The sequence below is a fragment of the Sphingomonas zeicaulis genome (assembly GCF_050433225.1).
Lineage (GTDB): Bacteria > Pseudomonadota > Alphaproteobacteria > Sphingomonadales > Sphingomonadaceae > Sphingomonas_D > Sphingomonas_D zeicaulis.
The window spans coordinates 383,800-409,750 of the sequence record NZ_JBNPXQ010000003.1 but is presented as its reverse complement, the minus strand read 5'-3'; the positions used below and the strand labels follow the sequence as shown (position 1 = coordinate 409,750).

General features: G+C 66.6%; 28 protein-coding genes and 1 tRNA gene. 15 read left to right on the top strand and 14 right to left on the bottom strand.

Annotated features, from left to right (window positions below; all coding sequences use genetic code 11):
• Nucleotides 1-62: 62 nt before the first annotated feature.
• The 4 genes from FHS96_RS14625 to FHS96_RS14610 form a co-directional block, all read right to left on the bottom strand.
• On the bottom strand, nt 63-1,244 hold the full coding sequence (locus FHS96_RS14625; RefSeq protein ID WP_429592759.1) for a glycosyltransferase family 4 protein: 1,182 nt from the start codon (nt 1,242-1,244) through the stop codon (nt 63-65).
• A gap of 78 nt (nt 1,245-1,322) precedes the next feature.
• The gene (locus FHS96_RS14620; RefSeq protein ID WP_429592756.1) at nt 1,323-1,787 is read right to left on the bottom strand and encodes a DUF192 domain-containing protein; all 465 of its coding nucleotides are present in this window, start codon (nt 1,785-1,787) and stop codon (nt 1,323-1,325) included.
• A gap of 7 nt (nt 1,788-1,794) precedes the next feature.
• Entirely contained in the window at nt 1,795-2,568 is a 774-nt protein-coding gene (locus FHS96_RS14615; protein ID WP_429592753.1) for a cold-shock protein, read from the bottom strand.
• On the bottom strand, nt 2,540-3,097 hold the full coding sequence (locus tag FHS96_RS14610; RefSeq protein WP_429592750.1) for a RecX family transcriptional regulator: 558 nt from the start codon (nt 3,095-3,097) through the stop codon (nt 2,540-2,542). The genes FHS96_RS14615 and FHS96_RS14610 overlap by 29 nt, the downstream gene beginning before the upstream one ends.
• Before the next feature lie 125 nt (nt 3,098-3,222).
• Between FHS96_RS14610 and FHS96_RS14605 the strand changes: the two genes are divergently transcribed.
• From FHS96_RS14605 to rplA, 7 genes are all read left to right on the top strand, one after another.
• On the top strand, nt 3,223-4,992 hold the full coding sequence (locus FHS96_RS14605) for a fatty acyl-AMP ligase (RefSeq protein WP_429592747.1): 1,770 nt from the start codon (nt 3,223-3,225) through the stop codon (nt 4,990-4,992).
• 128 nt (nt 4,993-5,120) lie between these two features.
• On the top strand, nt 5,121-5,414 hold the full coding sequence (locus FHS96_RS14600; protein WP_429592744.1) for a hypothetical protein: 294 nt from the start codon (nt 5,121-5,123) through the stop codon (nt 5,412-5,414).
• A gap of 58 nt (nt 5,415-5,472) precedes the next feature.
• Nucleotides 5,473-5,548 (top strand) — tRNA-Trp (locus FHS96_RS14595).
• A 159-nt stretch (nt 5,549-5,707) separates the two neighbouring features.
• Nucleotides 5,708-5,908 carry a preprotein translocase subunit SecE gene (secE, locus tag FHS96_RS14590; protein WP_429592741.1) on the top strand — a complete coding sequence of 67 codons (201 nt, stop codon included), beginning with the start codon at nt 5,708-5,710 and terminating at the stop codon, nt 5,906-5,908.
• 23 nt (nt 5,909-5,931) lie between these two features.
• Nucleotides 5,932-6,468, top strand: coding sequence for a transcription termination/antitermination protein NusG (gene nusG, locus FHS96_RS14585; RefSeq protein WP_025290446.1), 537 nt, complete (start codon nt 5,932-5,934; stop codon nt 6,466-6,468).
• Nucleotides 6,469-6,592: 124 nt separating this feature from the next.
• A complete protein-coding gene (rplK, locus tag FHS96_RS14580) occupies nt 6,593-7,024 on the top strand; it encodes a 50S ribosomal protein L11 (RefSeq protein WP_429592737.1) in 432 nt (143 codons plus the stop codon).
• A gap of 4 nt (nt 7,025-7,028) precedes the next feature.
• On the top strand, nt 7,029-7,727 hold the full coding sequence (gene rplA / locus FHS96_RS14575; protein WP_429592734.1) for a 50S ribosomal protein L1: 699 nt from the start codon (nt 7,029-7,031) through the stop codon (nt 7,725-7,727).
• 80 nt (nt 7,728-7,807) lie between these two features.
• On the opposite strand, the gene FHS96_RS14570 is transcribed toward rplA, so the two are convergent.
• From FHS96_RS14570 to FHS96_RS14555, 4 genes are read right to left on the bottom strand one after another with little or no spacing between them, the layout of a single operon-like run.
• Nucleotides 7,808-9,004, bottom strand: a complete 1,197-nt coding sequence (locus FHS96_RS14570; RefSeq protein WP_429592731.1) for an MFS transporter — start codon at nt 9,002-9,004, stop codon at nt 7,808-7,810.
• Complete coding sequence (locus tag FHS96_RS14565) at nt 9,001-9,648, bottom strand: Dabb family protein (protein ID WP_429592728.1); 648 nt, start codon at nt 9,646-9,648, stop codon at nt 9,001-9,003. The genes FHS96_RS14570 and FHS96_RS14565 overlap by 4 nt, the downstream gene beginning before the upstream one ends.
• On the bottom strand, nt 9,641-9,979 hold the full coding sequence (locus FHS96_RS14560) for a hypothetical protein (protein ID WP_429592726.1): 339 nt from the start codon (nt 9,977-9,979) through the stop codon (nt 9,641-9,643). The genes FHS96_RS14565 and FHS96_RS14560 overlap by 8 nt, the downstream gene beginning before the upstream one ends.
• Entirely contained in the window at nt 9,976-10,977 is a 1,002-nt protein-coding gene (locus FHS96_RS14555; protein ID WP_429592722.1) for an NADP-dependent oxidoreductase, read from the bottom strand. Before FHS96_RS14555 ends, FHS96_RS14560 begins: the two co-directional genes overlap by 4 nt.
• A gap of 175 nt (nt 10,978-11,152) precedes the next feature.
• Here FHS96_RS14555 and FHS96_RS14550 point away from each other — a divergent pair, with 175 nt between their 5' ends.
• The 3 genes from FHS96_RS14550 (at nt 11,153) to FHS96_RS14540 (ending at nt 13,795) form a co-directional block, all read left to right on the top strand.
• Nucleotides 11,153-11,980 carry an SDR family NAD(P)-dependent oxidoreductase gene (locus FHS96_RS14550; protein ID WP_429592719.1) on the top strand — a complete coding sequence of 276 codons (828 nt, stop codon included), beginning with the start codon at nt 11,153-11,155 and terminating at the stop codon, nt 11,978-11,980.
• 17 nt (nt 11,981-11,997) lie between these two features.
• Nucleotides 11,998-12,897 carry an NAD-dependent epimerase/dehydratase family protein gene (locus tag FHS96_RS14545; RefSeq protein ID WP_429592716.1) on the top strand — a complete coding sequence of 300 codons (900 nt, stop codon included), beginning with the start codon at nt 11,998-12,000 and terminating at the stop codon, nt 12,895-12,897.
• A 346-nt stretch (nt 12,898-13,243) separates the two neighbouring features.
• Nucleotides 13,244-13,795, top strand: a complete 552-nt coding sequence (locus tag FHS96_RS14540; protein ID WP_429592713.1) for a sugar O-acetyltransferase — start codon at nt 13,244-13,246, stop codon at nt 13,793-13,795.
• A gap of 7 nt (nt 13,796-13,802) precedes the next feature.
• Here FHS96_RS14540 and FHS96_RS14535 read toward each other — a convergent pair whose 3' ends face one another.
• On the bottom strand, nt 13,803-14,027 hold the full coding sequence (locus FHS96_RS14535; protein WP_429592710.1) for a DUF5818 domain-containing protein: 225 nt from the start codon (nt 14,025-14,027) through the stop codon (nt 13,803-13,805).
• Nucleotides 14,024-14,947 (bottom strand): LysR substrate-binding domain-containing protein, encoded by a 924-nt coding sequence (locus tag FHS96_RS14530; RefSeq protein WP_429592707.1) that lies wholly within the window; start codon nt 14,945-14,947, stop codon nt 14,024-14,026. The genes FHS96_RS14535 and FHS96_RS14530 overlap by 4 nt, the downstream gene beginning before the upstream one ends.
• Before the next feature lie 207 nt (nt 14,948-15,154).
• Between FHS96_RS14530 and FHS96_RS14525 the strand changes: the two genes are divergently transcribed.
• The 4 genes from FHS96_RS14525 to FHS96_RS14510 are packed head-to-tail and all read left to right on the top strand — an operon-like array spanning nt 15,155 to nt 21,773.
• Nucleotides 15,155-18,346, top strand: a complete 3,192-nt coding sequence (locus FHS96_RS14525) for an efflux RND transporter permease subunit (RefSeq protein WP_429592704.1) — start codon at nt 15,155-15,157, stop codon at nt 18,344-18,346.
• Nucleotides 18,339-19,535, top strand: coding sequence for an efflux RND transporter periplasmic adaptor subunit (locus FHS96_RS14520; protein ID WP_429592701.1), 1,197 nt, complete (start codon nt 18,339-18,341; stop codon nt 19,533-19,535). The genes FHS96_RS14525 and FHS96_RS14520 overlap by 8 nt, the downstream gene beginning before the upstream one ends.
• Before the next feature lie 11 nt (nt 19,536-19,546).
• Nucleotides 19,547-20,977 (top strand): efflux transporter outer membrane subunit, encoded by a 1,431-nt coding sequence (locus FHS96_RS14515; protein ID WP_429592698.1) that lies wholly within the window; start codon nt 19,547-19,549, stop codon nt 20,975-20,977.
• Complete coding sequence (locus FHS96_RS14510) at nt 20,919-21,773, top strand: fructosamine kinase family protein (RefSeq protein WP_429592695.1); 855 nt, start codon at nt 20,919-20,921, stop codon at nt 21,771-21,773. Before FHS96_RS14515 ends, FHS96_RS14510 begins: the two co-directional genes overlap by 59 nt.
• Here FHS96_RS14510 and FHS96_RS14505 read toward each other — a convergent pair.
• The 3 genes from FHS96_RS14505 to FHS96_RS14495 all read right to left on the bottom strand — a co-directional run bounded on the left by FHS96_RS14505 (nt 21,728) and on the right by FHS96_RS14495 (nt 23,965).
• Nucleotides 21,728-22,456 carry a GNAT family N-acetyltransferase gene (locus FHS96_RS14505; RefSeq protein ID WP_429592692.1) on the bottom strand — a complete coding sequence of 243 codons (729 nt, stop codon included), beginning with the start codon at nt 22,454-22,456 and terminating at the stop codon, nt 21,728-21,730. The two genes, FHS96_RS14510 and FHS96_RS14505, sit on opposite strands and share 46 nt — an antisense overlap.
• Nucleotides 22,453-22,935, bottom strand: a complete 483-nt coding sequence (locus FHS96_RS14500; RefSeq protein WP_429592690.1) for a MarR family winged helix-turn-helix transcriptional regulator — start codon at nt 22,933-22,935, stop codon at nt 22,453-22,455. The genes FHS96_RS14505 and FHS96_RS14500 overlap by 4 nt, the downstream gene beginning before the upstream one ends.
• Nucleotides 22,936-23,005: 70 nt before the next feature.
• Nucleotides 23,006-23,965, bottom strand: a complete 960-nt coding sequence (locus tag FHS96_RS14495) for a nucleoside hydrolase (protein ID WP_429592687.1) — start codon at nt 23,963-23,965, stop codon at nt 23,006-23,008.
• Nucleotides 23,966-24,119: 154 nt separating this feature from the next.
• Between FHS96_RS14495 and FHS96_RS14490 the strand changes: the two genes are divergently transcribed.
• Entirely contained in the window at nt 24,120-25,433 is a 1,314-nt protein-coding gene (locus FHS96_RS14490; RefSeq protein ID WP_429592685.1) for a chymotrypsin family serine protease, read from the top strand.
• Here the strand turns inward: FHS96_RS14490 and FHS96_RS14485 are convergent.
• Nucleotides 25,346-25,933 carry a 3'-5' exonuclease gene (locus tag FHS96_RS14485; RefSeq protein WP_429592682.1) on the bottom strand — a complete coding sequence of 196 codons (588 nt, stop codon included), beginning with the start codon at nt 25,931-25,933 and terminating at the stop codon, nt 25,346-25,348. The genes FHS96_RS14490 and FHS96_RS14485 overlap by 88 nt on opposite strands.
• Nucleotides 25,934-25,951 lie beyond the last annotated feature (18 nt).

The following is a 25,951-nucleotide window of genomic DNA, read 5'->3' as shown; positions in this document are numbered from 1 at the left end:
CTGTTCGTCCCCCGATTTCGCTCGGGACGAACAGTGGATGGCGTGGCCCGGGTTTCAAGCGGTTAAGGCACCCGGCTCCGCGCCGGGCCCTTGCCGCCCGCACGGCGCTGGCGGACCAGCCGGATATAGGTGTCCACCAGCTGCTGGTTCACCGCATCCCAGCCGAAGCGCACCGTTTCCGCCTCCCCGGCCTTGCCGGCGGCGCGGCGGGCGTCGGGATGTTCGCAGTAATAGCGCAACGCATCGGCGAAATCGCCGATAGCCCCGGGTGTGACCAGCCGGCCGGAGACGCCGTTGGTGACAAGGCTCTGGCTGCCCGTCGCGATCGCCGCGACCACAGGTACGCCCGCGGCCTTGGCCTCCAGCGTCACATTGCCGAAGGTCTCGGTGACCGACGGGTTGAAGAGGATGTCCGACGAGGCGACGGCGCGGCCGAGATCGGCGCCGCCCTGGAAGCCGACGAACACCGCTTCGGGCAGGCGCTTTTCGAACCAGTCGCGCGCCGGGCCATCGCCGATCACCAGCACCTTGTGGCGCACCTTGCGCTTGGTCAGCAGGTCGATCGCGTCGGAAAAGACGTCGAGCCCCTTTTCCATCACCAGCCGGCCGACGAACGTGATCACGACATCATCGGGGGCGATTCCGTACGACTCCCGCCAGGCGAGGTCGCGGCGGGCCGGCGTGAAGATTTCCTTGTCGACGCCGCGCGTCCAGATGCCAACGTCGTAGCTCATGCGCTGGTCGCGCAGCAGTTGCGCCATCGACTCGGAGGGCGCGACGATCGCGTCACACCGCCGGTAGAATCGGCGAAGCGCAGCTTCCACGAGAGGCTCGAGAAAGGCGAGGCCGTAGTAGCGCGGATAGGTCTCGAACCGGGTGTGGACCGAGGCGACCACCGGCAGATTATGGTTGCGTCCATAGCTGACCGCGCGATGCCCGAGGATCTCGGGGCTGGCGACATGGATCAGGTTGGGCGCGAACGCCTTGAGATCGCGCTTGGCGCGCGGCGGGATCATCAGCGGTGCGCGATATTCGCCGCGGCCGGGGAAGGGCAGTGCCGGGATCGGCACGACATCGCCGGTCGCGGGGAAGTCCGGCTTCTCGACGACGGGGGAGTAGATGCGCACAGAGGCACCCTGGCGCAGCAGATAGCCGACCAGGCGGTTCAGCGCCTGGTTCGCTCCATCCCTGACATAGTTGTAATTGCCGCTGAACAGCGCGATCCGAAGGTCTGACGTCTCCATTGCGGATGGCCAGATAGTCGGTGCCGCGGGAAAAGGCTACCACCCCCGCAGCACCGTTTGTCCCCCTCGTCGAAAAGCTCAGTCCTTCCAGTCAAGCTTGTCGCCTTCGGAGATGCCCAGTTCGGCAGCGCGGCCGCCGGCAAGTTCGAGCACTGCCGCAACCGGCTCACCCGACTGCACCGGTTCGAGCGATTCGGGCGTAGTGTTGTCGGCGATCCGCGCGATCGTGCCGTCCTTGCGGATGAAGATCATGTCGAGCGGGATGAGCGTGTTCTTCATCCAGAAGCTCGCGGGGCGGGGCGGATCATAAGGGAAGATCATCCCGCCATCGCTCGCCAGCGAGGTCCGGAACATCAGCCCGCGCTCCTGCTCCTCGGGAGTCCGCGCCACCTCCACCTTGAACTTGTGCTCGCCCGACGCTGTCCGGATACTGAGCGGGATGAACTTTTCCGCCTGCCGGGCTTCGGCCTCGGGTTCCGATGTGCAGGAGGTCAGGCTTGCCGCTGCGGAACACGCGACGAGGGCGGCAATAACGAAACGCATCTACGCTTTACTCCGGTCGGTTGACGACCACTGCCAGCGGGCCTTTGCGGCCCTGGACAATGCGCGCGATCAACGGCTGATCGGGCTCGACCTCGGCGATCTGGCCGCGCCGCAGCGTTTCCATATGCACGAATATATCGGGCGTGCCGTCATCGCACATCAGGAAACCATAGCCTTTCAGCCGGTTGAACCACTTGACCTTCACGTCCAGCGGCGGCCCGGCATCCGAAATCAGGCTCACGGGATCGACATGATCGGCCGTGCGCCGGTCGATCGCGTCGGCATCTGGGCCGGTGGCGGTGGTCAGATCGAACGAAACCACGGTCGTCGCCTGCATGCCGCGTTCGCGCTGCACCGCCTTGCAAACAACGCGCGTGCCTTCGGGCAAGCTGCGCCGGCCATGATCGCGCAACGCCGAAAAATGGATCATGATATCACCGGTGCCCGGCTCGTCCGGCACCATGAATCCGAATCCGCGAGTCGTGTCGAACCATTTGACGAGGCCGCCGTGCAGCGCCCCATCGTTCGTATCTTCCTGGTGCCCGTTGCGTTCGTCCGCATCTGCGGATCCCTGCAACCCATGCGAAGCGTCCGGCCCGAAATTGGCCATCGCCTCGCGTGGTAGCGATTCAGCGACCTGCTCGTTTCTCATACGCCACTCCCCCAAGCGACTCCTCACTGTAACACGCGCAGCCAGTGGTTTGGAACCTAAACGTAAATTCCTTGTGAACTTCTTCGGTTGCTCGCAAGATTCAATCCGGATCAGCCTCTCCAGGTGCAAGCGCCATGACGCGGCGGGCTACATCAGGATCATGGCCCGCGCGCATCAGCGCCGCAAAGGCGCGCCGCCGCGCCGCATCGTCGGGCGGCGTTGTCGCGAACGGTCCGATCCGGCGGCGGCGCGCGAAGGCGAGCGCGACCGTCATCGCGGCATCCCCTTCATCTTCTTCCTGGATATGGTCAGGTCCGCGCCCCCGGATCGCGGCGGCGGCATCGTCCGCGTCTATGCCCGCGCCAGCGAGCGCCGCGGCGACGCGACGCCGGCCATAGCCCTTGCGGGTCAATGCGTTCGCGCGGGCGCGAGCGAAAAGCTGATCGTCGACATAGCCCAGTGCCGCCATCCGATCGGCGATCGCGGCCACCGGCGGCGCGCCCTCGTCCGCCCAGCCGCGCTGTTCGACCTTGCGCTTGAGGTACTGGGCGAGCTTCGCTCGCGTCGTCGCGAACCGCGCGACATAGGCCAGTGCGAGGCGATCGAGGGCCGCGCAATCAAGGGGCGGACGGCGGGATTTGGAGGTAGCCGGAAACACGCGCCACGTTTATGCCACAGTCGGGCCGGAATTAGAACGCTTGTCGTCGGCTAGTACGGCGGGCTTCATGGTTAATCGGCGGCGGGGGGCCGCCCGGTCGTTAGAGATTGAAAGGGCATCCGAGGATGCTGGAAACGCACGGCTCCGTAAAAGAGAGCGAGGGGACTATGGGCACCTTGTCGCACACGCCCACCGACGACGCGCTTGCGCGCCGCTTCTCTGACTTCGCCACGCTTGGCGAGGCGCTGGATTATGCCGCCCAGGGCGTCCGCGGGCTCAATTTCCATGACGCGCGCGGCGGGCTCAAGCGGCCCTATCCATATAGCGAATTGCGCGCGGATGCGATCGCGCACGCCTATCGGCTGATCGCGCACGGCATCGTGCCGGGCGACCGCATCGCGCTGGTTGCCGAGACCGCGCCCGAATTCGCCGCTGCCTTCTTCGGCGCGGTCTATGCCGGCGCCTGGCCGGTGCCGCTGCCATTGCCGACCAGCTTCGGCGGTCGCGATGCCTATGTCGATCAGCTCAAGCTGCAGCTCGGCAGTTCCGACGCGCGCATGCTGCTGTTCCCACAGGAGCTTGCGGCGATGGCTTCGGTCGCGGCCGAGTCCGCGGGCGTGGAAGGCCATGCCTATGAGGCGTTCGCCGAGCGCGATGCGCCCGAAGCGCCGCTGGCGCAGCCGCAATCCAGCGATATCGCCTATCTGCAATATTCCAGCGGCTCGACGCGCTTCCCGCATGGCGTGGCGGTGTCGCACAGCGCGCTGCTCGAAAATCTCGCGGCGCATTCGCACGGGATGGAAGTGCGCGAGGGTGATCGCTGCGTCTCGTGGCTGCCCTGGTACCATGACATGGGACTGGTCGGCTGCCTGCTCTCGCCGGTCGCCAACCAGGTGTCCGCCGACTATCTCAAGACCGAGGATTTCGCCCGCCGTCCGCTGGCATGGCTCGATCTGATCACCCGCAACAAGGGCACGACGCTCAGCTATTCGCCGACCTTCGGCTATGACATCTGCGCGCGCCGCATCTCCAGCCAGACCAACATCGCCGATCGGTTCGATCTGTCGCGCTGGCGGGTGGCGGGCAACGGCGCCGACATGATCCGGCCGGATGTTATGCAGGCGTTTGTCGATGCCTATGCCGATGCCGGCTTCAAGGCTTCCGCCTTCCTGCCGAGCTACGGTCTCGCCGAAGCGACGCTGGCAGTTTCAATCATGCCGCCGGGCGAGGGGATCGTCGTCGAGCTGGTCGCAGAGACCGAGCTGTCGGGTGCCGCCGGGCATGAGGATCGGCCGCAGCGTTTCCGCGCCATCGTCAATTGCGGCAAGCCCGCGCGCGGCATGACCGTGGAGATCCGCGAGGAAGACGGCACCCCGCTGCCGGATCGCGCGATCGGCAAGGTGTGGTGCAGCGGCGGTTCTGTGATGGAAGGCTATTTCCGCGACCCCGAGGCGACCGCGGCCTGCCTGGTCGATGGCTGGCTGGACACCGGCGATATGGGTTATCTGTCGGATGGCTATGTCTATATCGTCGGCCGCGCCAAGGACATGATCATCGTCAACGGCAAGAATCACTGGCCGCAGGACATTGAATGGGCGGTGGAGCAACTGCCCGGTTTCAAGGCGGGCGATATCGCCGCCTTCGCGATCACCACGCCAGGCGGTGAGGAAACGCCGGCGGTGCTGGTGCAATGCCGCACGTCCGACGTGGAAGAACGCGCCCGCCTGCGTGACGAGATCCGCGAGCGGGTCCGTTCGATCACGGGCATGAACTGCGTCGTCGAACTGGTGCCACCGCGTACCCTGCCGCGCACCAGCTCAGGCAAGCTCAGCCGCGCCAAGGCGCGCAACCTCTACCTTTCCGGCGAGATCCAGCCCTACGATCTGGCCGCCTGACGCGGTGATGCCGGCTTGCGGACCGGCTCCGTCACACGCTGGACGAAGACTCTTTTCGCCGCTCCGCGCCTCGTTGCGCGGGGCGGCGTTTCGCATGCGACAAATTTGTGAAATTGCGAGCGAATCGCATGTTGCTCGTTGAAATGACGGCGTTTTTGCGCGTGTGGTCGCTGGGTAGGGGGTGTTGGGATCAATATGCGCGCCCATTTGCTGGACGAGCCGCGCGAATCGTGCAAACCTGCCTCTTGCGGAAGATCGGAAAAGGTGAAACCTTCAAATCCGGCGCCGTTTTTGGGGGGAAGAGGATGCCAACGATGTTCACGAAGCTTGATGGACTTGCGAACAACACCTGCTCGATCGCCTTGGCGATCGTGACCATTTATCTGGCCGCGCAGATCATCATCTATCTGACCGGTTTGTAAAACGCGCCTTGCGCACCGTGATCGCGCCCGCTAAGGCGCACCCTCTTCCGTGACACGGAGGAGTGTAGCTCAGTTGGTAGAGCATCGGTCTCCAAAACCGAGGGCCGTGGGTTCGAGTCCCTCCACTCCTGCCAGTCATGGCCTGCAGCCGATCGGCGGCCCCCACCTTGCGAGGTCGGGGATGTTGACCTAGGTTGCAGGGCAGAGAGATGACGAGGTCAGGGCGGCTCCGGTCGAAGGACCGGATAGGCTGCCGGTGGCCTCGTATTTGCGTTTGGCAAGGAACGGTTTCGGTGGCGAAGTTTAATCCCGGTCAGTTCGTGAACCAGGTCAAGGCGGAGACGGCTAAGGTCGTCTGGCCGACGGGCCGCGAGACGGCTTTGACCGCGGTGATGGTCGTTATCATGACGACGCTGCTGGGCGTCTTCTTCTTCGGCGTGGATCGGCTGTTCGGCTTCGTCATGAAGGCGCTGGTCGATCTGGTCGCTGGCTGAGCACAAGGATTTCAGGAACGAGCATGTCGCGCTGGTACATCATCCACGCCTATTCCGGCTTCGAGAACAAGGTTCGCGATTCGATCGTGGCCGAAGCGGCGCGCATGGGTCTCGAGGCGCTGGTCGATTCGGTCGAAGTGCCGACCGAGACCGTGACCGAGGTTCGCCGCGGCAAGAAGGTGCAGTCGGAACGCAAGTTCTTCCCCGGCTATGTGCTGGCGAAGCTCGAGATGAACGACGATGTCTACCATCTCGTGAAGAACACGCCGAAGGTCACCGGCTTCTTGGGATCGAGCGGCAAGCCGCAGCCAATCAGCGAGGCCGAGGCCGCGCGCATCCTCAACACCAAGGAGGAAGCGGCCGCCGCGCCGAAGACCAAGATCAAGGTCGATTACGAGATCGGCGATTCGGTCAAGGTGCTCGACGGGCCGTTCGCCAGCTTCAATGGTGTGGTCGAGGAACTGGATTTCGATCGCAGCCGCGTGAAGGTTTCGGTGTCGATCTTTGGTCGCGCCACCCCGGTCGAGCTCGAGTTCGAGCAGGTCGAGCGCGCCAAGTAAGGTGTGCTTCCCAGCGAACGAGCATATTTTTGAAAGTTTCCGGCTGAAACCGGGAAACCTGGCGGGAGCGGGCCTTCGGGCCCGCGGATGGACCGCTAAGCTTGAAACAGAGTGAGTAGGTAAAATGGCAAAGAAGATTACGGGCTATATCAAGCTCCAGGTGAAGGCTGGCTCCGCCAATCCTTCGCCGCCGATCGGTCCGGCGCTGGGTCAGCGCGGCGTCAACATCATGGAGTTCTGCAAGGCGTTCAACGCGGCGACGAACGACCTCGAAAAGGGCGCGCCGATCCCCACGGTGATCACCGTCTATGCGGATCGCAGCTTCTCGTTCGAGACCAAGACGCCGCCGGCGTCGTTCCTGATCAAGAAGGCGGCGAACCTGAAGGCGGGCTCGAAGGAGCCGGGCAAGGTTTCCGCCGGAAAGATCGCGCGTTCGAAGCTCACCGAGATCGCCGAGCTGAAGTTCAAGGATCTGAACGCCAACGACATCGACGCGGCGACCCGCATCATCGAAGGCAGCGCCCGCGCGATGGGCCTCGAAGTGGTGGAGGGCTGATTCCATGACCAAGCTGACGAAGAAGGCGAAGATCATGGCGTCCGCGGTCGACCGCGAGAAGCTGTATGGCGTCGATGAGGCGATCGCGCTGGTGAAGACCAACGCCACTGCCAAGTTCGACGAGACCGTCGAAGTCGCGCTCAACTTGGGTGTCGATCCGCGTCACGCCGACCAGATGGTCCGCGGCGTGGTGACGCTGCCCAAGGGCACCGGCAAGACCGTGCGCGTCGGCGTGTTCGCCCGCGGCGCGAAGGCCGAGGAAGCGACCGCAGCCGGTGCCGACGTGGTCGGCGCGGAAGACCTGCTCGAGATCGTGCAGGGCGGCAAGATCGAGTTCGATCGCTGCATCGCGACTCCGGACATGATGGGCCTGGTCGGCCGTCTCGGCAAGATCCTGGGCCCGAAGGGCCTGATGCCGAACCCGAAGCTCGGCACCGTCACGATGAACGTCGGTGAGGCGGTCAAGGCGGCCAAGGGCGGCCAGGTCGAATATCGCGTCGAAAAGGCCGGTATCATTCACTCGGGCATCGGCAAGGCGTCGTTCCCGGCGGAAGATCTGCGCGCGAACTTCGATGCGCTGGTCGATGCGGTGGTCAAGGCCAAGCCGACGGGCGCCAAGGGCAAGTATCTGCGCAAGGTTGCGCTGAGCAGCTCGATGGGGCCGGGCGTCAAGGTCGACGTCGCCGAGGTTGCGACGGCCTGATCGCGACTCCCAAGCGAACATGAAACGGGCCGGGGGCAACCCCGGCCCGTTTTGTTTATGCGGCGCGCGTCCGCACTTGTTTATGCGGCGCGTGTCCGCGCAGTGGCGATCGCGGCGACAGCCCCCACCGCATAGAAGCCGATCTGTGTCATGATCGCACCTGCATAGCTGCCGGTGTTGACGTAGAACCACGCGCCGACCGGTACGCCCGCGACGAGGAATGGCAAGGTCAGCAGGCTCGACAGGCCGAATGCCCGCCCGAAGCTTGCCGCGCCGAAGCGTTGCGAGAGGGCGAGGCCGAAGGTGGCGGTGATTGCCGCTGCATGGACGCCGATCAGCGCGATAACGACCAGCATGATCGGGAAGTTGGGCTTGAGCAGCAGCACCGCCCACAACAAACCCTGGTTGACGCAATTGACCGCCAGCGCGATCGCGCCGCCCATCCGGTCGGCAACCCAGCCGAACAGCAGCGAGCCGGCGATGCCCGCCAGCGCCATCACCGAGAGCAATGTCGCGCCCTCGGCGACGTCGAACCCCCAGCCACCGACCATCGGCGCAAGGTGGGTGACGAGCAATGTGCCGCCGGTGCTGATCGCGGCTGCCGCCAATGTCAGCGCCCAGAAGCTCGGCTGCCGGAGCAGCGCCTTTTCCGAAAGCCCGCCGGCGCTGGGATCCTGTGCAGCCGGGTCCGCCACCACGGGCGGCCGATCGACTACCGCGAGCAGCGGCAGCAGCAACAGCGCCATGCCGCCGGCGAGCATCAGATAGGTCGCCGCCAGCCCTGCCGACGCCAACACAGCCGCACAGGCGAGCGGCATTGCCGCAACGAGGATCGGCATATGAACGAGGCCCAGCGCGCGGCCACGGCCTTGGTCGAACCAGCGCGTCACCAGTGTCGCCGGGCTCACCGTCGCCACTAGTGCGAGGCCGGGGCCGATCAGCAGGCCATAGGCGGCGAGATAGGCGGCGACTGAACTCGCTACCGCGAGCAACACATAGCCCGACGCGCTCATCACCGCGCCCGCCATCATCAGCGTGCGCAGCGAAAATCGTGCGGAGAGCGCGCCTACCAGCGGCGCGCACAGCGCCATGCCCAGCATCACCAGCGCCATGCCGAGCGAACTGGTATCGCGGGCGATGCCGAGCTTGGCTTCCACCGGCTCCAGCAACAGTCCGAACGAGCCGAACATGAATCCGACGCCGGCATTCTGCGCAACGAAGGCGATCGCGGCCATGCGCACCGCGAGCGGGTGGTTGGGGGCAGCGATCGCGCTCATCCGACGATCACCGGCCGGTCGATGGTGCAGAAGCTGTGGACCAGCAGCGGATGGACGAGATGCTCGACATATTCGGGATCGAACCAGCGCTCGACATGCGCCCAATGCGCTGGATGGAGCATGTAGGTGCCCTCAAGCCCGGCGCGGTCGGCATATTCCTGCTCCCACACATGCGTCCAAGCGTGGAGCCCGGCCGCCTCGTCGGTATAGGCGATCTGCCAGCGTCGGATCGTGCGGATGTGGCGCGGCAGGCTTGCGGTCTGCGCGGCGAATGCCGCCAGCCGTTCGGCATCGGGGCGAATGCTCGCGCGGAACAGGGCGACGCGATAGAGGCCGCCGCCATCGGTCGGCCCGCCGATCGCGCCGCATTCGAAGCCGACGCTGTCCTGATGCACGGTGATCGACGGGTCGGCGAGCAATTCGGCCGCGGACGCCCAGGCCGGGCTCGCCATCGCGGCGTCGCAGGCGGCCCTGTCCGCAAAGGTCACGCGCCACAACGCGTCACCACCATTGTAGACGCCGGGCAGGGTCGGGGCGAACAGGCGCGATTCGGCGTCCAGCGCCTCGGTGGCGGCGGCGATGCTCGCCATCGCTCCGGCGCGGGCATCGTCGGCGAAGGTGAGGACGATCAGGCGACTATACATTGGCCAGTGCCTCCAGTTCGTCCGCGCCCGCCAATGTGGCGCGGCGGCGCGACAGCAGGAAGAACGGCGCCTCCTCGTTCCACCATGCGTCGACCGCGGCGTCGCCGCGCGCCTGGTGCTTGGCCGCCCACACCGCGCCGGCATCATCCGCCTCCCAAACCAGCAGCAGCCGGTTGGGGGCGTCGTCCAGCCACATTGCCGGCTCGACCATCCGGTGCGCCAGCCGCAACCCCCGCGCGGTGTTGCCCGGCGCGTAGCGGGTGAGATAGGCGTCGAGGAAGGCCGCCCCCATGCCCGGTTTCGTCTCGACCTCGTCGACGATCCAGATCATGCCAGCGCCTCGTCCACCGCGAGCAGGATCTTGCCGCGGACATGGCCGGCAGCAACGCGACGATGCGCCTCGCCGGCTTCGTTGAGCGGCAATATGGTCAGCTCGGGCGTATGGATCCGGCCGGCCGCCAGTGCTTCGACCAGCGCATTCAACTGCCGCTCCTGGTGCGCGAAATCGGCGATGGTCGGGATGATGTGGACGCCGCGCTCGGCGGCGCGGGCTGCATCGAACTTCGGTTCGTCGGCGATCAATGTGGCGATCGGCGCGATGATTCCGCCGGGGCGGACCATCTCGACCGCATCGAGCAGGCTGCCTTGGCCGACCGTATCGACGACGAGATCGACGCCCTCCGGCGCCCATTCTGCGACGGCTTCCTGGACGCCGCCCTGCCGGTAATCGATCGCCAGCTCGGCGCCCAGCGACCGGACATAGTCAAGATTGATCGGCCCGCAGGTGGCGGCCACCCGGGCGCCCGCCATCCGCGCGAGCTGTATCGCATAGCCGCCGGTGCCGCCCGCGCCGCCATTGACCAGCACGGTCGATCCAGCCTGCGTGCCGCCGACGTCGAACACGGCTTCCCAAGCGGTGATGGCGGCGGTCGGCAATGCCGCTGCGTCGCGCAGGCCGACATTGTCGGGCAGCTTCACGACGCGCTCGCGATCCGATGCGACATATTGCGCATAGCTACCGCGCTCACCTTTGCCCTGGTTGGATGCGGTGACGACGCGGTCGCCCGGCGCAAGGCCGGTCACGCCGTCGCCCACCTCGGCAACGATGCCGGCGGCATCGAAGCCGACGACGAAGGGGAAATGATAGTCGAAATAGCGCGACAGCCAGCCTTCGCGCGCTTTCCAGTCGGCCGGATTGACCCCGGCATAGGCGACCTGGACGATCACCTGACCCGGAGCAGCGCGCGGCCGCTCGAGCGTGGCGAGCGCCAGCACCTCGGGCCCGCCGAAGCGGTCGAGCGCCATTGCCTGCATGGTCTGCGCCTGCATGCTGATTCCCCTCCTGACTTGCTGTTTCGCAGCATCGTGACGAATCAAAAACGCAAATGCAAACATAATTGGCTATGAATGTGCCAAATGCGTTTATGACTGTTGATGTTGGTGCGCCATCGCGATAGGCGTAAGTCGCGTCGGCGGCAGACCGGAAGCGGGCGGAGAGGCGAAGATGTTCGATTTCAACGGCAAGATCGTGCTCGTGACGGGCGGAGGTGCCGGCATCGGCCGGGCGGCCGCCGAAGCGTTCACGCGGGCCGGGGCCAAGCTGGCGATTGTCGAGATCGATGCCGATCGCGCTGCAGACGCGCAGGCGGCGCTGGGCGACGAGGCGCTGGTCGTGACCGGCGACGTGACCGATCCCGCAGTGGTCGCGGGTCTTGCCGATGCCATCGAGGCGCGGTTCGGCGGCCTTGATGTGCTCGTCAACAATGTCGGCGATTTCCTGATGCTGGCCAAGCCGTTCGAGGCACTGACGGCCGAGGAGATCCACCGGCTCTATGCGACCAATCTTGGCCAGGTGTTCAGCGTAACGCACGCGATGATCCCGCTGCTGCGTAAGAAGGGGGCGGGCGGCAGCATCGTTTCGGTCTCCTCGATCGAGGGATTTCGCGGCATTCCAAATTGCGTGGTCTATGCCGCGTGCAAGGCCGCGTTGACCGGCTTCACCAAGAGCCTCGCGCTGGAACTCGGACCGTGCGGCATCCGCGTGAACCTGATCGCGCCGGAAACCACGGATACGCCGCAGGTGCCAGTGTCGCTGATGGTGCCCGAGGAGCATCGCGACCATATCCCGCGCTGGATCCCGCTGGGCCGCTTCGGCACGCCGGCGGACATGGCTTCCGGCATCCTCTTCCTCGCCAGCGATCAGGCGGCGTGGATCACGGGGACGGCGCTGCACATCGATGGCGGCGCGCTGGCAGCCGCGGGCTGGTACCGAGACCCGCGCGACGTGTGGACCAACTTGCCGGTGCTGTCGGGCAACGGCCTCAACTTCTGACGCAAAGGGGCGAACCCATGAAGATACTCGTCGTTGGCGGCGCCGGCATGATCGGTGGCCGCGCTGCGCTCCATCTCAAGAGCAAGGGGCACGATGTGACGATTGCCGGCCGCACCCCGCCGGCCCCCGGCACGCCGCTTGGCGACCTGCCCTTCCTGCGCGTCGATTATATCAACATGGAGTTCGATCGCGCAGCGCTCGGCCAGTTCGATGCGCTGGTGTTCGCCGCTGGCAATGATGTGCGCCACAAGCCGCAGGATATCGACGACAGCTATTGGCATGACGCCAATTCGGTCGGCGTGCCGCGCTTCTTCGCGGCGGCGAAGGAAGCGGGCATCCGTCGCGCGGTGAATGTCGGCAGCTTCTATCCGCAGGCGGCCCCCGAACTGGTGCCGACCAACGCCTATGTCCGCTCACGCAAGGAGTCGGATGACGGCGTGGCGGCGCTGGCCGACGAGAATTTCGCCGCGATGAGCGTGAACGCGCCGTTCGTGGTCGGCGCGGTGCCGGGGCTGACCCTGCCGATGTTCGCGGCCTACACCCAATATGCCGAGGGCAAGTTCGCGCCGATGCCCGAATTCACTCCGCCCGGCGGCACCAACTTCATCTCCACCCAATCGCTCGCCGAGGCGATCGAGGGTGCGCTTGAACGGGGCGAACCTGGCGCCTCCTATCTGGTCGGCGACGAGAATTTGAGCTTCCAGGATTATTTCGGCGCCTTCTTCGAAGGTGTCGGCCGTGCCAAGCCACCGGTGCGCGACGAGGAGCATCCGATGCTGCCCGATGGCGCGCTGTTCTTCGGGCGCGGCAATTCACTGTTCTACGAGACTGACCCGAAGGTGGCGGAATTGCTGGGATATCGGCGGCAGGATGTAAAGCCGGCGATCGAGGAGATCGTGGCGCAGTACCGGAGTTGATCAGTCCCCCTCCCGCTTGCGGGAGCGGGCGGGGCTTGGCTGCGGGGGAAGGGCGTGTGAAGGTCTTCCAGGCGGAAAAGGCCCGTCAGATCAGCAAGCGAAGTGTCAAAATTATGCGGGCGCCGACGCTTGGGGTCTTGGGGATAGCGTGAAGCCACTCCCGCTGCATGGCGCGCGGTGTATACAGCAGTGAGCCTGCGGGCAGGTCATGTGATCGTTCGATCAAACGATCCGCGCTGCTGTGGGATGTCATGCCGCAGAGCACAGCCCGCGGCTGGCCCGAGGTGGCGTCTTGCGCCGGACGGCCTCGCCTGCCACCCGGCACCTCCGATCGAGGAGATGGACTGTGACCGAGCCGACGCAGAAGCAGCGCATGCTGAATGGCGATCTCTACCATGCGAGCGATCCCGAGATCATCGCCGATCATCAGGCCGCGCTGGAATGGGCCGAGCGTTACAACGCCGCCTCGACCTTGCCCGTCGCAACGCGTGAGGCATTGCTGCGGGAAGGGCTGGGGTCGGTGGGCGCCGGGGTCGTGGTGCGGCCGCCCTTCCATTGCGACTATGGCTACAACATTCATCTCGGCAGCGGTGTGTTCCTCAACTTCAACTGCATCATCCTCGATGTGGTGAAAGTGGTGATCGGAAACGGCACGCAGATCGGGCCCGGTGTGCAGATCCTCACTGCCGACCATCCCCGCGATCCCGCCGAACGCGCGACCGGGCTGGAATCGGGTCGGCCGATCACGATCGGGCGCAATGTGTGGATCGGCGGCGGCGCGCTGATCCTGCCAGGCGTGACGGTGGGCGACGATGCGATCGTCGGCGCGGGCAGCGTGGTGACGCGCGACGTGCCGGCCGGCGCCACCGTCGCGGGCAATCCGGCGCGCCAGCGCTGAGCCGGGATTAGCGCGAGCCGGCGGCATCCTCCGCCGGCGCAACGCCTTCGACATCGACAAGATCCGCGCCCGCCATCACGCCGACGACGCGGACGCGTTTCTCGACATGATCCACCGGCACGCGATGGAGGTTGAGGTGCCAGCGGCCGCCGCGATCGCGCCGCAGCACGAAGCCGCCGCCGTCGCGCACCAGCGTGCCTGTTTCATCGACGGGATCGCCGGGGGCGCTCATGAGGCCAGTGCCGCCTGCTGCGCGAGCTTGCGGGCGCTGCAGCCTTCGAGGATGTCGAGGAACCGGCGGCAGCACACCGATGGCGTGTCATGCGTGACGATCCACAGCCGGCTGATCGCATCGGCATCCTTCAGCGGGCGATAGGCGAGACCATCGATATGGATCGCGGCGAGCGATCGGGCGATCACCGTCACGCCGAAGCCGGCGGAAACCAGCCCGAGCAGCGTCGCCAGGCCGCCGGTTTCCTGGATCACATTGGGGGTGAAGCCGGCGGCGCGGCATAGCGTGGCGATATGATCGTTGAAGCCGGCGCCCAGCGCGCGCTCGTAAAGCACGAAAGGCTGGTCGGCGAGGTCGGCGACCGAGAGCAGGGGGCGTTCGGCGAGCGGATGATCGTCGCGCACGGCGACGATCAGATCTTCCTCGATCAGCATCCGTGCCGACAATCCGTCCGCCAGCACTGGCATGTCCAGCCCACGGACGAAGGCAATGTCGAGCTGGCCGCCGACCAGCGCATCCATCTGGTCCTCGATATTGAGTTCGCGCAGCGCCAGCCGGATACGCGGATGCTTCTCGCGAAACGCGCGGAAGGCGCTGGCGACCGCCTCGATCAGTGGCGCCGAGGCGACGACGCCCACCGCCAACGTGCCGATCTCGCCACTCGCAGCGCGCCGTGCCTGATCGGCGGCATGCTCCACTTGTGCCACCGCCTTGCGCGCCTCCTCAACGAACCGCCGCCCCGGCTCGGTCAGCAGCACGCGCCGGCTGGTGCGCTCGAACAGGTCGACGCCCAGTTCTTCCTCCAGCGCGCGAATCTGCTGGCTTAGCGGCGGCTGTGAAATGCCGAGGCGCGCGGCGGCGCGGCCGAAATGCATCTCATCCGCAACGCAGATCGCATATCGCAGGTGGCGCAACTCCATGGATTATGTCTTTCTGTGTATGGATCGAGGCGTATTATATATTAGACCGCTAACGGATGAACGTGCATCTAAAATAGGTTCCAATTCGGAACGCATTCGGCTCGCGGTTCGCCGCGCTGCACGATCAATGACATAAGTGGAGAGGAACGGCTGGTTAGCAAGCAGGCGCCCCCGCGTGGGCGCCCGTTCTCGTCTGTGGAGTAACGAATGCTCGGGGTCGTCAAGGTAGCGCTGCAAAGACCGCTCACCTTCATCGTCATGGCGATCCTGATCGCCGTCGTCGGCGTGATGGCCGCGGTGCGTACGCCGGTGGATATCTTTCCGCCGATCCGCATTCCGGTGATCGCGGTCGCCTGGACTTATGCCGGCCTGCCGCCGGAGGATATGGGCGCGCGCATCATCACGCCGTACGAGCGCGTGCTGACCACGACGGTCAACGATGTCGAGCATATCGAGAGTACGTCGCTGCAGGGCGTCGGCATCGTCAAGATCTACTTCCAGCCGGGCGTCGACATCCGCACCGCGACCGCGCAGGTCACGTCGATCTCGCAGACCATCCTGCGCCAGATGCCGCCGGGCGTGAACCCGCCGCTGATCATCAACTACAATGCGTCCACCGTGCCGATCCTGCAGCTTGCGCTGTCGGGCAGGGGGCTGAGCGAGCAGCAATTGTTCGATACGGGGCAGAACCAGATCCGCCCGCAGCTCACCAGCGTTCCCGGCCTTGCCATGCCCTTTCCGTCGGGCGGGCGGCAGCGCCAGGTGCAGATCGATCTTAACCCGCTCGCGCTCCAGTCAAAGGGGTTGTCGGCGCAGGATGTCGGCAATGCGATCGCCGCGCAGAACCAGATCAACCCGGCCGGCTTCGTCAAGATCGGCTCGCTGCAGTACAGCGTCCGCCTTAACAACGCGCCGGACTCGATCGCCGCACTCAATGACCTGCCGGTGAAGGTGGTCAACGGTGCGACCATCTACATGCGCGACGTCGCCTATGTGCGCGACGGGTCGGCGCCGCAGCAGAACGTCGTCCACGTCAACGGCACGCGCGCCGCGCTGCTCACCGTGCTCAAGAATGGCAGCACCTCGACCTTGTCGATCGTCGAGGGCGTGAAGCAGGCTTTGCCGCGCATCCAGGCGGGCTTGCCCGACACGCTCAAGATCGATCCGATTGGTGACCAGTCGCTGTTCGTCGAGGCCGCGGTCGAGGGCGTCATCCATGAGGGCCTGATCGCCGCCGCGCTGACCTCGCTGATGATCCTGCTGTTCCTCGGTTCATGGCGCTCGACGGTGATCATCGCGCTGTCGATCCCGCTCGCCATCCTTGCCGCGATCGCCGCGCTGGCTGCGTTTGGGCAGACGCTGAACGTGATGACATTGGGTGGGCTAGCGCTCGCGGTTGGCATCCTCGTCGACGATGCGACGGTGACGATCGAGAACATCAACTGGCACCTCGAACAGGGCAAGGGCGTGATCGAGGCGATCCTCGACGGCGCCCAGCAGATCGTGGTGCCCGCCTTCGTTTCCCTGCTGTGCATCTGCATCGTGTTCGTGCCGATGTTCTTCCTGCCGGGCGTGTCGGGCTATCTGTTCGTGCCGATGGCGCTGTCCGTCGTGTTCGCGATGATCGCCTCCTTCATCCTGTCGCGCACGCTGGTGCCGACGTTGGCAATGTATCTGCTGAAGCCGCACCAGCAGGGCGAGGATGAGCATCTTGCCGGCACCGCGATCTCGCGCAATCCGCTGGTGCGCTTCCAGCGCGGCTTCGAACATCGCTTCGAACGGATCCGCAGCGGCTATGTCGGCCTGCTCAACCGTGCGCTCCATGCGCGCAAGCCGTTCATGCTCGGCTTCATGGCAGTGGTCCTTATCTCGTTCGGCTTGCTGCCCTTCCTCGGCAGCAATTTCTTCCCAGACGTCGATGGCGGCCAAATCGCGATGCATGTGCGCGCGCCGGTCGGATCGCGGCTGGAGGATACAGCGGCGCGCTTCGACAAAGTCGGTCGCGCAATCCGCGAGATGATCCCGGAAGGCGAACTGGAATCGGTGACCGACAATATCGGCCTGCCGGTCAGCGCGATCAGCACGGTCTATTCGAACACCGGCACGATCGGCCCGCAGGATGGCGACATCCTGATCACGCTGAAGCATGGGCATGAGCCGACCGCGGGGCATGTCGCGACCTTGCGCCGCGAACTGCCACGTCGCTTTCCGGGCATGAGTTTCGCCTTCCTGCCCGCTGACATCACCAGCCAGATCCTGAACTTCGGCGCCCCCGCACCGATCGACATCCAGGTGACCGGCAAGGATGCTGCCGGGAACCGCGCCTATGCCGAAAAGCTGCTGCGCAAGATCTCGACCATCTCGGGCCTTGCCGATGCGCGTATCCAGCAGCCCGCAAGCGCGCCGCAGCTCAGCGTCGATGTCGATCGCTCGCGCGCGGGTCAATATGGCCTGACCGAGCGCGATGTGACCACCAGCCTGGCGAGCTCGCTCGCCGGCACCTCGCAGACCGCGCCGGTGTTCTTCGTCAATCCGGACAATGGCGTGTCCTATCCGGTGGTGGCGCAGGCGCCGGAATATCTGGTCGATTCGGTGAGCGCGCTGGAGAATGTGCCGGTGTCGAACAACACGGGCGGCTCGTCCCAGCTGCTGGGCGGACTTGCCGGCGTCTCCCGCACCTCGACGGTGCCGGTGGTCAGCCACTACAACATTCAGCCGGTCATCAATCTGTACGGCACCGTGCAAGGGCGCGATCTCGGCGCGGTGGCGGGCGATATCGAAGCAGCGATCAAGTCGCTGGAGAATGAGAAGCCCAAGACGACCACGGTCACGTTGCGCGGCCAGTACCAGACGATGAACACCGCCTTCTCAGGTCTCGGCTGGGGCCTGCTGGGCGCGGTGGTGCTGATCTACCTGCTGATCGTCGTCAACTTCCAGAGCTGGGTCGATCCGTTCGTCATCATCACCGCGCTGCCCGCGGCTTTGGCCGGCATCGTCTGGATGCTGTTCACGTCGAGCACGCCGCTGTCGGTGCCCGCGCTGACGGGCGCGATCATGTGTATGGGCGTGGCGACCGCCAACTCGATCCTTGTCGTGAGCTTCGCGCGCGAACAGCTCGAGAAGCTGGGCGACGCGACCGAGGCGGCGCTTTCGGCCGGTGCCGTCCGCTTCCGACCGGTGCTGATGACCGCGCTCGCGATGATCATCGGCATGGCGCCGATGGCGTTCGGCATGGGCGAGGGGGGTGAACAGAACGCCCCGCTCGGCCGCGCGGTTGTCGGCGGCCTGATCGCGGCGACGATCGCGACATTGTTCTTCGTGCCTACCGTCTTTTCCTACGTCCACCGCAAGCGTGCCGCCAACGCGGCCTCGATGGAAATGAAACCCGCCCATGCTTGATCCCGCACACAACCCCGCAGCCAGCGCCGAGGCATCGGCCCAGGCGTCCGCCGGCCCGAGCAACAAGACGCTGAAGCGCGCCGGCATCGGCGCGGTGCTCGCGGCCGCCATCGTCGTCGGTCTCGGCATCGCCAGCCGCAACGGCGATGCGGCGGATCTGGCCGCGACGGCGGCGGACGCGTCCGTGCCGACCGTCGCGGTCATCAAACCGGAAACCGGCGGCAATGGCAGCCCGCTGGTGCTGCCGGGCAATGTGCAGGCATTCAACAGCGCGGCGATCTTCGCGCGCACCAACGGCTATGTCCGCCGCTGGGTGGCCGATATCGGCGACAATGTCCGCTCGGGACAGACGCTGGCCATCCTCGATGCGCCCGAACTCGACCAGCAACTGGCGCAGGCGAAGGCGGACTATCAGACCGCGCTCGCCAACCAGCGGTTGGCGGCGACTACGGCGCAACGCTGGTCGACGATGCTCGCCAAGGATGCGGTGTCGCAGCAAGAATCCGATGAGAAGAACGGCGATCTCGCCGCGCGCACAGCGCTCGCCAATGCGCAGCTTGCTAATGTCCGGCGGCTGCAGGCGCTGCAGGGCTTCACCCGCCTGTCCGCGCCGTTCGACGGCGTCGTCACCAGCCGCTCGGCGCAGCTCGGCGCGCTCGTCGTATCCGGCAATGCGGCGGCGCAGCCGCTGTTTACCGTGTCGGACACGCACCGCATGCGCATCTACGTGCGCGTACCGCAGGTCTATTCCGCGCAGATCCGCCAAGGCATTACCGCCAAGCTGACCTTGCCCGAATATGCCGGCCGCGAGTTCGCGGCCACGGTCACCCGCAGCGCCGGCGCGGTCGATGCGCAGTCGGGCGCGGTGCTGGTCGAGCTGCAGGCGGACAATCGCGACGGCGCGCTCAAGCCCGGCGCCTTCGCGCAGGTGCGCTTCGACGTGCCGACCACCGGCGGCATGCGCCTGCCCGGCAGCGCGGTGCTTTACAGCAACAGCGGCCCGACGGTCGCTGTGGTGGGCGGCGATGGCCGGGTGACGGTGAAGCCGATCACCATCTCGCGTGACGAGGGCAATGTCGTCGAGGTCGCGACCGGCCTGGCTGCGGGGGACCGCGTGATCGATACCCCGCCCGACGCGATCCGTACCGGTGACGTCGTGAAGGTCGCGGCGCCGGCCAAGGCCAAGTAAGGATCGCCGTGATGCAGGTCTCCATGGCTGCCCGCGGGTTGCTCGCCGCGACCGCGCTGTCGCTCACCGCTGCCTGTTCGATGGCGCCGGACTATCGCCCCCCCGAAACAGCAGCGCCCGCGGTCTATAAGGAAGTTGCCGGCTGGGTCGCGGCGGCGCCGATGGACGCGGCACCGCGTGCGGCGTGGTGGGGCAGCTTCGGCGATCCGGTGCTGGACGATCTCGAACGGCGTGCCGAGACCGCCAGCCCCACCTTGGCGGCGGCGCTCGCGCGTTACGATCAGGCCCGCGCCATTGCGCGCGATGAGCGCGCGGACCTGTTCCCGCGCATCGATGTCGGTGGCGACGTGTCGCGCAACCGCGCGTCGGGCAACGGGCTGGGTGGCAGCGGCGTGCCGCGCACCTATTCCGGCATCACGTTGGGCGGCACGCTGGACTATGAGATCGATCTGTGGGGGCGAATCCGCAACAGCGTTTCCGCCGCGCGTGCCGATGTCGATGCGAGCGGTGCCGATCTCGCCGCGGCGCGGCTCAGCCTGCAAGCCTCGGTGGCCGACGCCTATTTTCGGTTGCGCGGGCTCGATGCGGAGGCGGCGCTGCTGCAGCAGACGGTCGAGGCCTTCGGCCGCGCCTATGACCTGACCGCAACCCGCCATGAGGGCGGCATCGCCTCCGGGATCGACGTCAACCGCGCGCAAAGCGTGCTGGCGAGCGCGCGCGCTCAAATCTCCGCTGTCGCGCAGGAGCGCGCGGCGGTGGAGCATGAGATCGCAGCACTGGTCGGGGCGGTCGCTTCCGACTTCTCGATCCCGGCGGCGGTCACGCCGCTGCAGCCGCCGCAACCGGTGATGACCGGCGCGCCCTCGGAACTGCTCCAGCGCCGGCCCGATATCGCCGCCGCCGAACGGCGGATGTTCGCGGCCAATGCACGCATCGGCGTAGCCCGCGCGGCCTGGTTCCCGTCGCTGTCGCTCGGCCTGTCCGGCGGTGTGGCGACGACGCGCGGCGATCTGTTCTCGACGCCCAGCACCTTCTGGGGTCTCGGGCCGCTCGCCAGCGTGCTGACATTGTTCGATGGCGGCCGCCGCCGCGCGCAGGTCGCGCTGTCGCGCGCCGATTATGACGAGCAGGCGGCAGGCTATCGCGAGACCGTGCTCGGCGCGTTCCGGCAGGTCGAGGATGCCATCGCCGCCAACCGCTATCTCGCGACGCAGGGTGACGACCAGCGCGACGCCGCTGCCGCTGCCGGCCGCACGCGCGATCTGGCGATGACCCGCTATCGCGACGGCGCCTCCGACTATCTCGAAGTCGTCACCGCGCAGACCGACGCGCTCGCGGCGGAACGTGCAGCGATCTCGATCCAGGCGCAGCGGATGCGCGCGCATGTCGCGCTGGTCCGCGCGCTGGGCGGCGGGCTGGATGACGGCGCCCAGGGATCCTGATCGCGTAGCGATCGAGTGCCTGCTCGGTCGTGCCGTCACCGCGCTGCAGCCGCTCGCTGGCGGTGATATCTCGGGCGTCTGGCTGGTCACCCTGGCAGATGGTGGGCGCGTTGTCGCGAAAGCCGGCGACACTGCGGCGGCGGAAGCGGAGATGCTGGCCGCGATCGCGGCAGCCGGCGGCCCCGCCCCGGCGGTGCTTGCCTTCTCAGATGCGCTGCTGCTGATCGAGCATCTGCCCAGTGAGGGGGGATTGGCTGGCCCGGTATGGAAGGGACTTGCGGCTTCATTGGCGCCGATCCACGCCGCGACCGGCGCCGCCTATGGCTGGCACCGCGATCATCGCTTCGGCCCGGTGGCGATCGAGAACCGGCAGTCCGCCGACTGGCCGGCGTTCTGGGCCGATCGCCGGCTACGCTGCCACCTGCCGGATATCGCGTCCGCGCTTGCCCGCCGGATCGAGCGACTCGCCGACGGCATCGGCGACCATCTGCCCGCACGACCACCGGCGTCGCTGCTGCATGGCGACCTGTGGGGCGGCAATGTGCTGGTCGACGGCGATCGCATCAGCGGCCTGATCGACCCTGCCTGCTACCATGGCGACCGCGAGGTCGATGTGGCGATGCTGACATTGTTCGATCAGCCGCCGTCGCGCTTCTTCGAGGCGATGGCACTCGATGCCGGCTGGCGCGACCGGCTGCCGGTCTATCGGCTCTGGCCGCTGCTCGTGCATCTGCGGCTGTTCGGTGCGGGCTATGCCGGCGCGGTCGATGCCGAACTGGACCGGCTGGGCGTCTGACCGGCGCGGCTGAAGACGGTGATGTGGATGTCCCGCCGCAGAGCGAACCCCAGCTTCCGATAGAGCGCGATCGCGCCGTAGTTGGTGTGCCAGGCATGGAGGAAGGGCGTCCGCCCGCGCTGCTGGATCGTTTCGGCGACGCAGGCGGAGAGCCGGGCGGCGAAGCCGTGACCGCGGAAATCGGGATCCACGCACACGCCGCTGACCTCGACGAAATCGGGCGTCGCCATGCGTTCCCCGGCCATTGCGACGAGCCGGCCGTCACGACGAATGCCAAAAAACCGGCCGAGCGCAAGCGATCCGGGCATGAACGGCCCCGGATTGGTCGCCCACGCCAGCGCACACATCTCATCGACATGCCGTTCGTCGAGGGCGATGATGTCGGTGCGATCGGCGCCAATCTCGATGCGCTGCGGCAGCCACATTTGCACGCCGTGCGATCGCTCGGTCTCGATGCCGTCGAGCGTAGGGATTTCAGGCACCTGCAGCGCGACCGTCCTCTCGCCCGGCCGCAGCAAGGCGCCGAGGGCCGCGAGCGAAGCGTCGGTTTCGTCCACGGCGGCGGTGAAGATGCCGATTTCGCTGCGATAGCGCCTGGCCCGTTCTCCGCCCTCGGCAAGATGGGCATGGACCGAGTTGAGCGCGGACCAGATGGGGCGATCGAGCGGGTGAGAGGCGGTCATGGTCGTGTGCGCTCCGCGCGATCGAACAGCCTTGTGCGCGCCAGTTGGGCTTCGAGACTGTGGAGTTGCCCCAGCAGCGAGGTTTCGTCCGACGCGGCGGCCTCGGCGACGGCGCCATCGATCAGCGGCCAGATCTCCCGCTTCGCGGTCGCGATCAGCGATGTGCCTGCCACGCTCAGCCGCACCCTGCGCACGCGCCTGTCGTCGTCGGCAATCTCGGTCTCCACCCATCCGTCCGCCTCGAGACGGCTCAGCGAGCGGGTTATGCCCGGCTGCGCGAGCCCCAGCGCCTGCGAGAGGCCGCCGACGGTCGTCGAGCCCAGCCGGTCGAGCGCGGCCAGCACCGGGAAATGCGCAACCGCAAGCTCGACGCCGAAGCTGTCGATGATCTCTTGCGTCTGCTGCTGCAGCTGCTCGCCCAGCCGCTTCAGCCGCGTACCGAGCGTGAGATGACCGAAATGCCGAATCACATCTTCCATCGACACATTCTATATCCATAACGTGTTATATATCTAGTTATGGTTTTGGGGCGATAGGCGAGGTGCCTGTTCAATGCGCCTGTTCACGAAGCAGCGCCACGAAGTCGGTCAGCGCCAGCCGCGCATCGAGCCGTTCGAACACGCGCAATGTGCGGCCGGGTATGTCCGCGGCGTAGCGACCATCGTCGAGGATGCGGCGCGCGGGCTGTTCGCGCGCCTCGCTGCTGTCAGCGGAGAGCGAGCCGAGGAGGACGAGCGGACTGTCCCCCAGCGTGATCGACCCGCCGAGGCTTACGAACGGCGGCAGCGCGGCATAGCGATCGTGAAGCCAGGCGCCGAGCGGGGAGATGGTCCGGATCACGGATGTCAGCTCGGCGACGGAGAGCTGGAACTGCCGATATGCGGGTTCGGGCACCTGCCAGACCGGGATCGTGCTGCGCTCGATCACCTCGCGTGCCGCGTCGAGATCTGTCGACAGGTTGTATTCGGCGCCGCCCTGCGGGAATGCGGCGCCGCCGATCCAGATCAGCGTCATCCGGCGCGCAATCGCGGGTTGCGCCCGCAAGGCCTGCGCGAGGTTGGTCAGCGGGCCACCGCAGGTGAGATAGAGCGGCAGCGGGTCGTCGCGCATCGCCTCGGCAATGATCGCTTCGGCAGCGGGGGAGGTGGCATTGGCGCCGAAATTTTCGCTGCCGGCAATGATCGCGGGCGGTTTGGCCAGCCCTATCCGGCCGATCAGATCCAGCGCCGCCACCCGTCCCGCCTCCGCCGTCGCGCCCGCCGGCAGCCCGCCGAGCGCCGCAAGCTCGGGATCGAGCGGCGAGGTCGTCACCAATGTGCAGACGGCGGCGCGGGTGAGGAGCTGGTGGGCGAGCGCGATCAGCCCGTCCGGATCGCCCGCGAAATCATTGTCGACGATGATGCGAGCCTTGGCCAATCGACGGATGGCCGCACCGTCGCGTGCAGACGCACCCATCAGCATCGCGCTTGCGCCACCGACGAAGCCCCGCCGGGTGATGATATCAGCCATACCTCTCGCTCCTCTTGTCCGGCATGCGCTCGCATGGGATGGCTGCAGGATCAAATCGTCAGATCATGCCACGTCATAGGCAACGGCTATGGATTGGCGGGGCGCGGCAAGCGGCATATTCAGATTCGCGCCGCGATGTTCTAAGGCTCGAGACGTGCGGATTCTGGCCAGCCTGCTTGCGATGTTGACGATGGCTGCCGCGCCGCCCGTGATCGCACCGCCGGCACCAGCGCCACGTATTACAATTCGGCCGGCACAGCCTGCGACCTTGCCTCCGCCCGCGGCGCGTATCGAGAGCAGCGAAGAGGCGTTGGCGCGCGACGCCGCCGAATATGCCGCGCTTTACGGTGTGCCGGCAGAGGTTGCGTTACGCCGCCTTCACGCCCAGACTGAAAGCGTTGCCGCAACCGAGCGCATTGAGGCACGGTTTCGCGATCGCATCGCCGGCATCTCGATCCAGCATCGCCCTACCTACGGCATCAACGTCTATCTCACCGGCGCAACGCCGGTCGCACCCGAGCATCTGCATGTCGGTGGGCTCGACGTGGCGGTGATCTTCCGCACCGGCGCGCGCGCGACGCGTGACCGGGTCGTCTGGGCGATGACGACGCACCAGGCGGAAATCCGTGCGCTGTTCAATGTGGCGCCGTCGATGGGGCTTGATCCGCGGACGGGCGAACTCGTCATCGTCGTCAACCAGTCGGTCGTGCGCAGCAAGGGCGGTGCCGATGTACTGCGCGGCAAGATCGCCGGCATCACCGGCGTGCCCGTTCAGATCCGGCTGCAGGATCGCGAGGATCGCAACCTCAGCGTAGAGGGTGGATCGCGGCTGATCGGCGTGGATCCGGACGACAAGCTGCGCAAGCTCTGCACCACCGGCTTCGTCGTCACCAATGGTGCGCAGCAGGGCGTAGTCACCGCCGCCCATTGCGTCGACACGATCAGCCATTTCGATCCCACCGGCGGCGAGACGCCGCTCGATTTCGTCGCGCAATGGGGCTGGGGCTATCGTGACGTGCAGGTACACCTGGCGCCTGGACCACTGCAACCGCTCTTCTACGCGGATACCGCACGTACCCGGCTGCGCCCGGTGACCGGCCAGCAATCGCGCGAAGCAACGCGCGCCGGCGATTTCGTTTGCCATCGCGGCGAGAAGACCGGCTATCACTGCGCCGAGGTGGAACTGGTCGATTTCGCACCCGCCGGCGAATTGTGCGGCGGCGCCTGCCTGCCGACCTGGGTGACGGTGGCGGGGCCGCATTGCCGCGGCGGTGACAGCGGCGGGCCGGTGTTCATCGGCACCACCGCGCTGGGGATCGTCAAGGGCGCGAGCTACCGACCGGACAAGAGCTGCGCTTTCTATTTCTACATGTCGACCGACTATCTGCCGGCGGGCTGGTCGCTGCTGCGCGAACCGCCGCCGCCGGCAACGAACGCCAGCGCCGCATCCCGCGCCGCCAGCCAGTGAATTTGCTCGACGCGCGCATCGGGCAGTGCGCGGTGAGCGGGGTCGTCGTCCCGGGCACGCACGTCGAGCAGCGTCAATATCTCCTCGACCAGATTGTCGAGCGATGCCCCCCCGACATGCGGGGCGATGATGCCGGCAACGGTCTCCCTGCGCGCCGCCTCGGTCGCGCGCAGCCGCAGCGTGTGGCGCGGCAGTCCGGCCCCCCGCAGCAGCGCGCTCAGCCATTTACCGTCCCACGAGGGGGCGCTCGCGAAGAGGTCGTGTCCGGTAAGACAATCCACCATCCGCTGTGCGACGATGGCGTGCGGCTCGCCGTCGCTGGCGAGCAGGGCACGCGGGATATGGTGGATCGCTTCCGCCTCGGCTGACCAATCGGTCCAACCGGGGGCGGGGCGGATCAGATGGCTTTCCTCTCGCCCGTCCTCGAACACCCAGGCGACCTCGATCGGCACGCCCTGCTTGCCGAGCGACGAGGCCTCGAAATCGAGGAAGACATGCATGGCCGGCTCCCCGCGCGC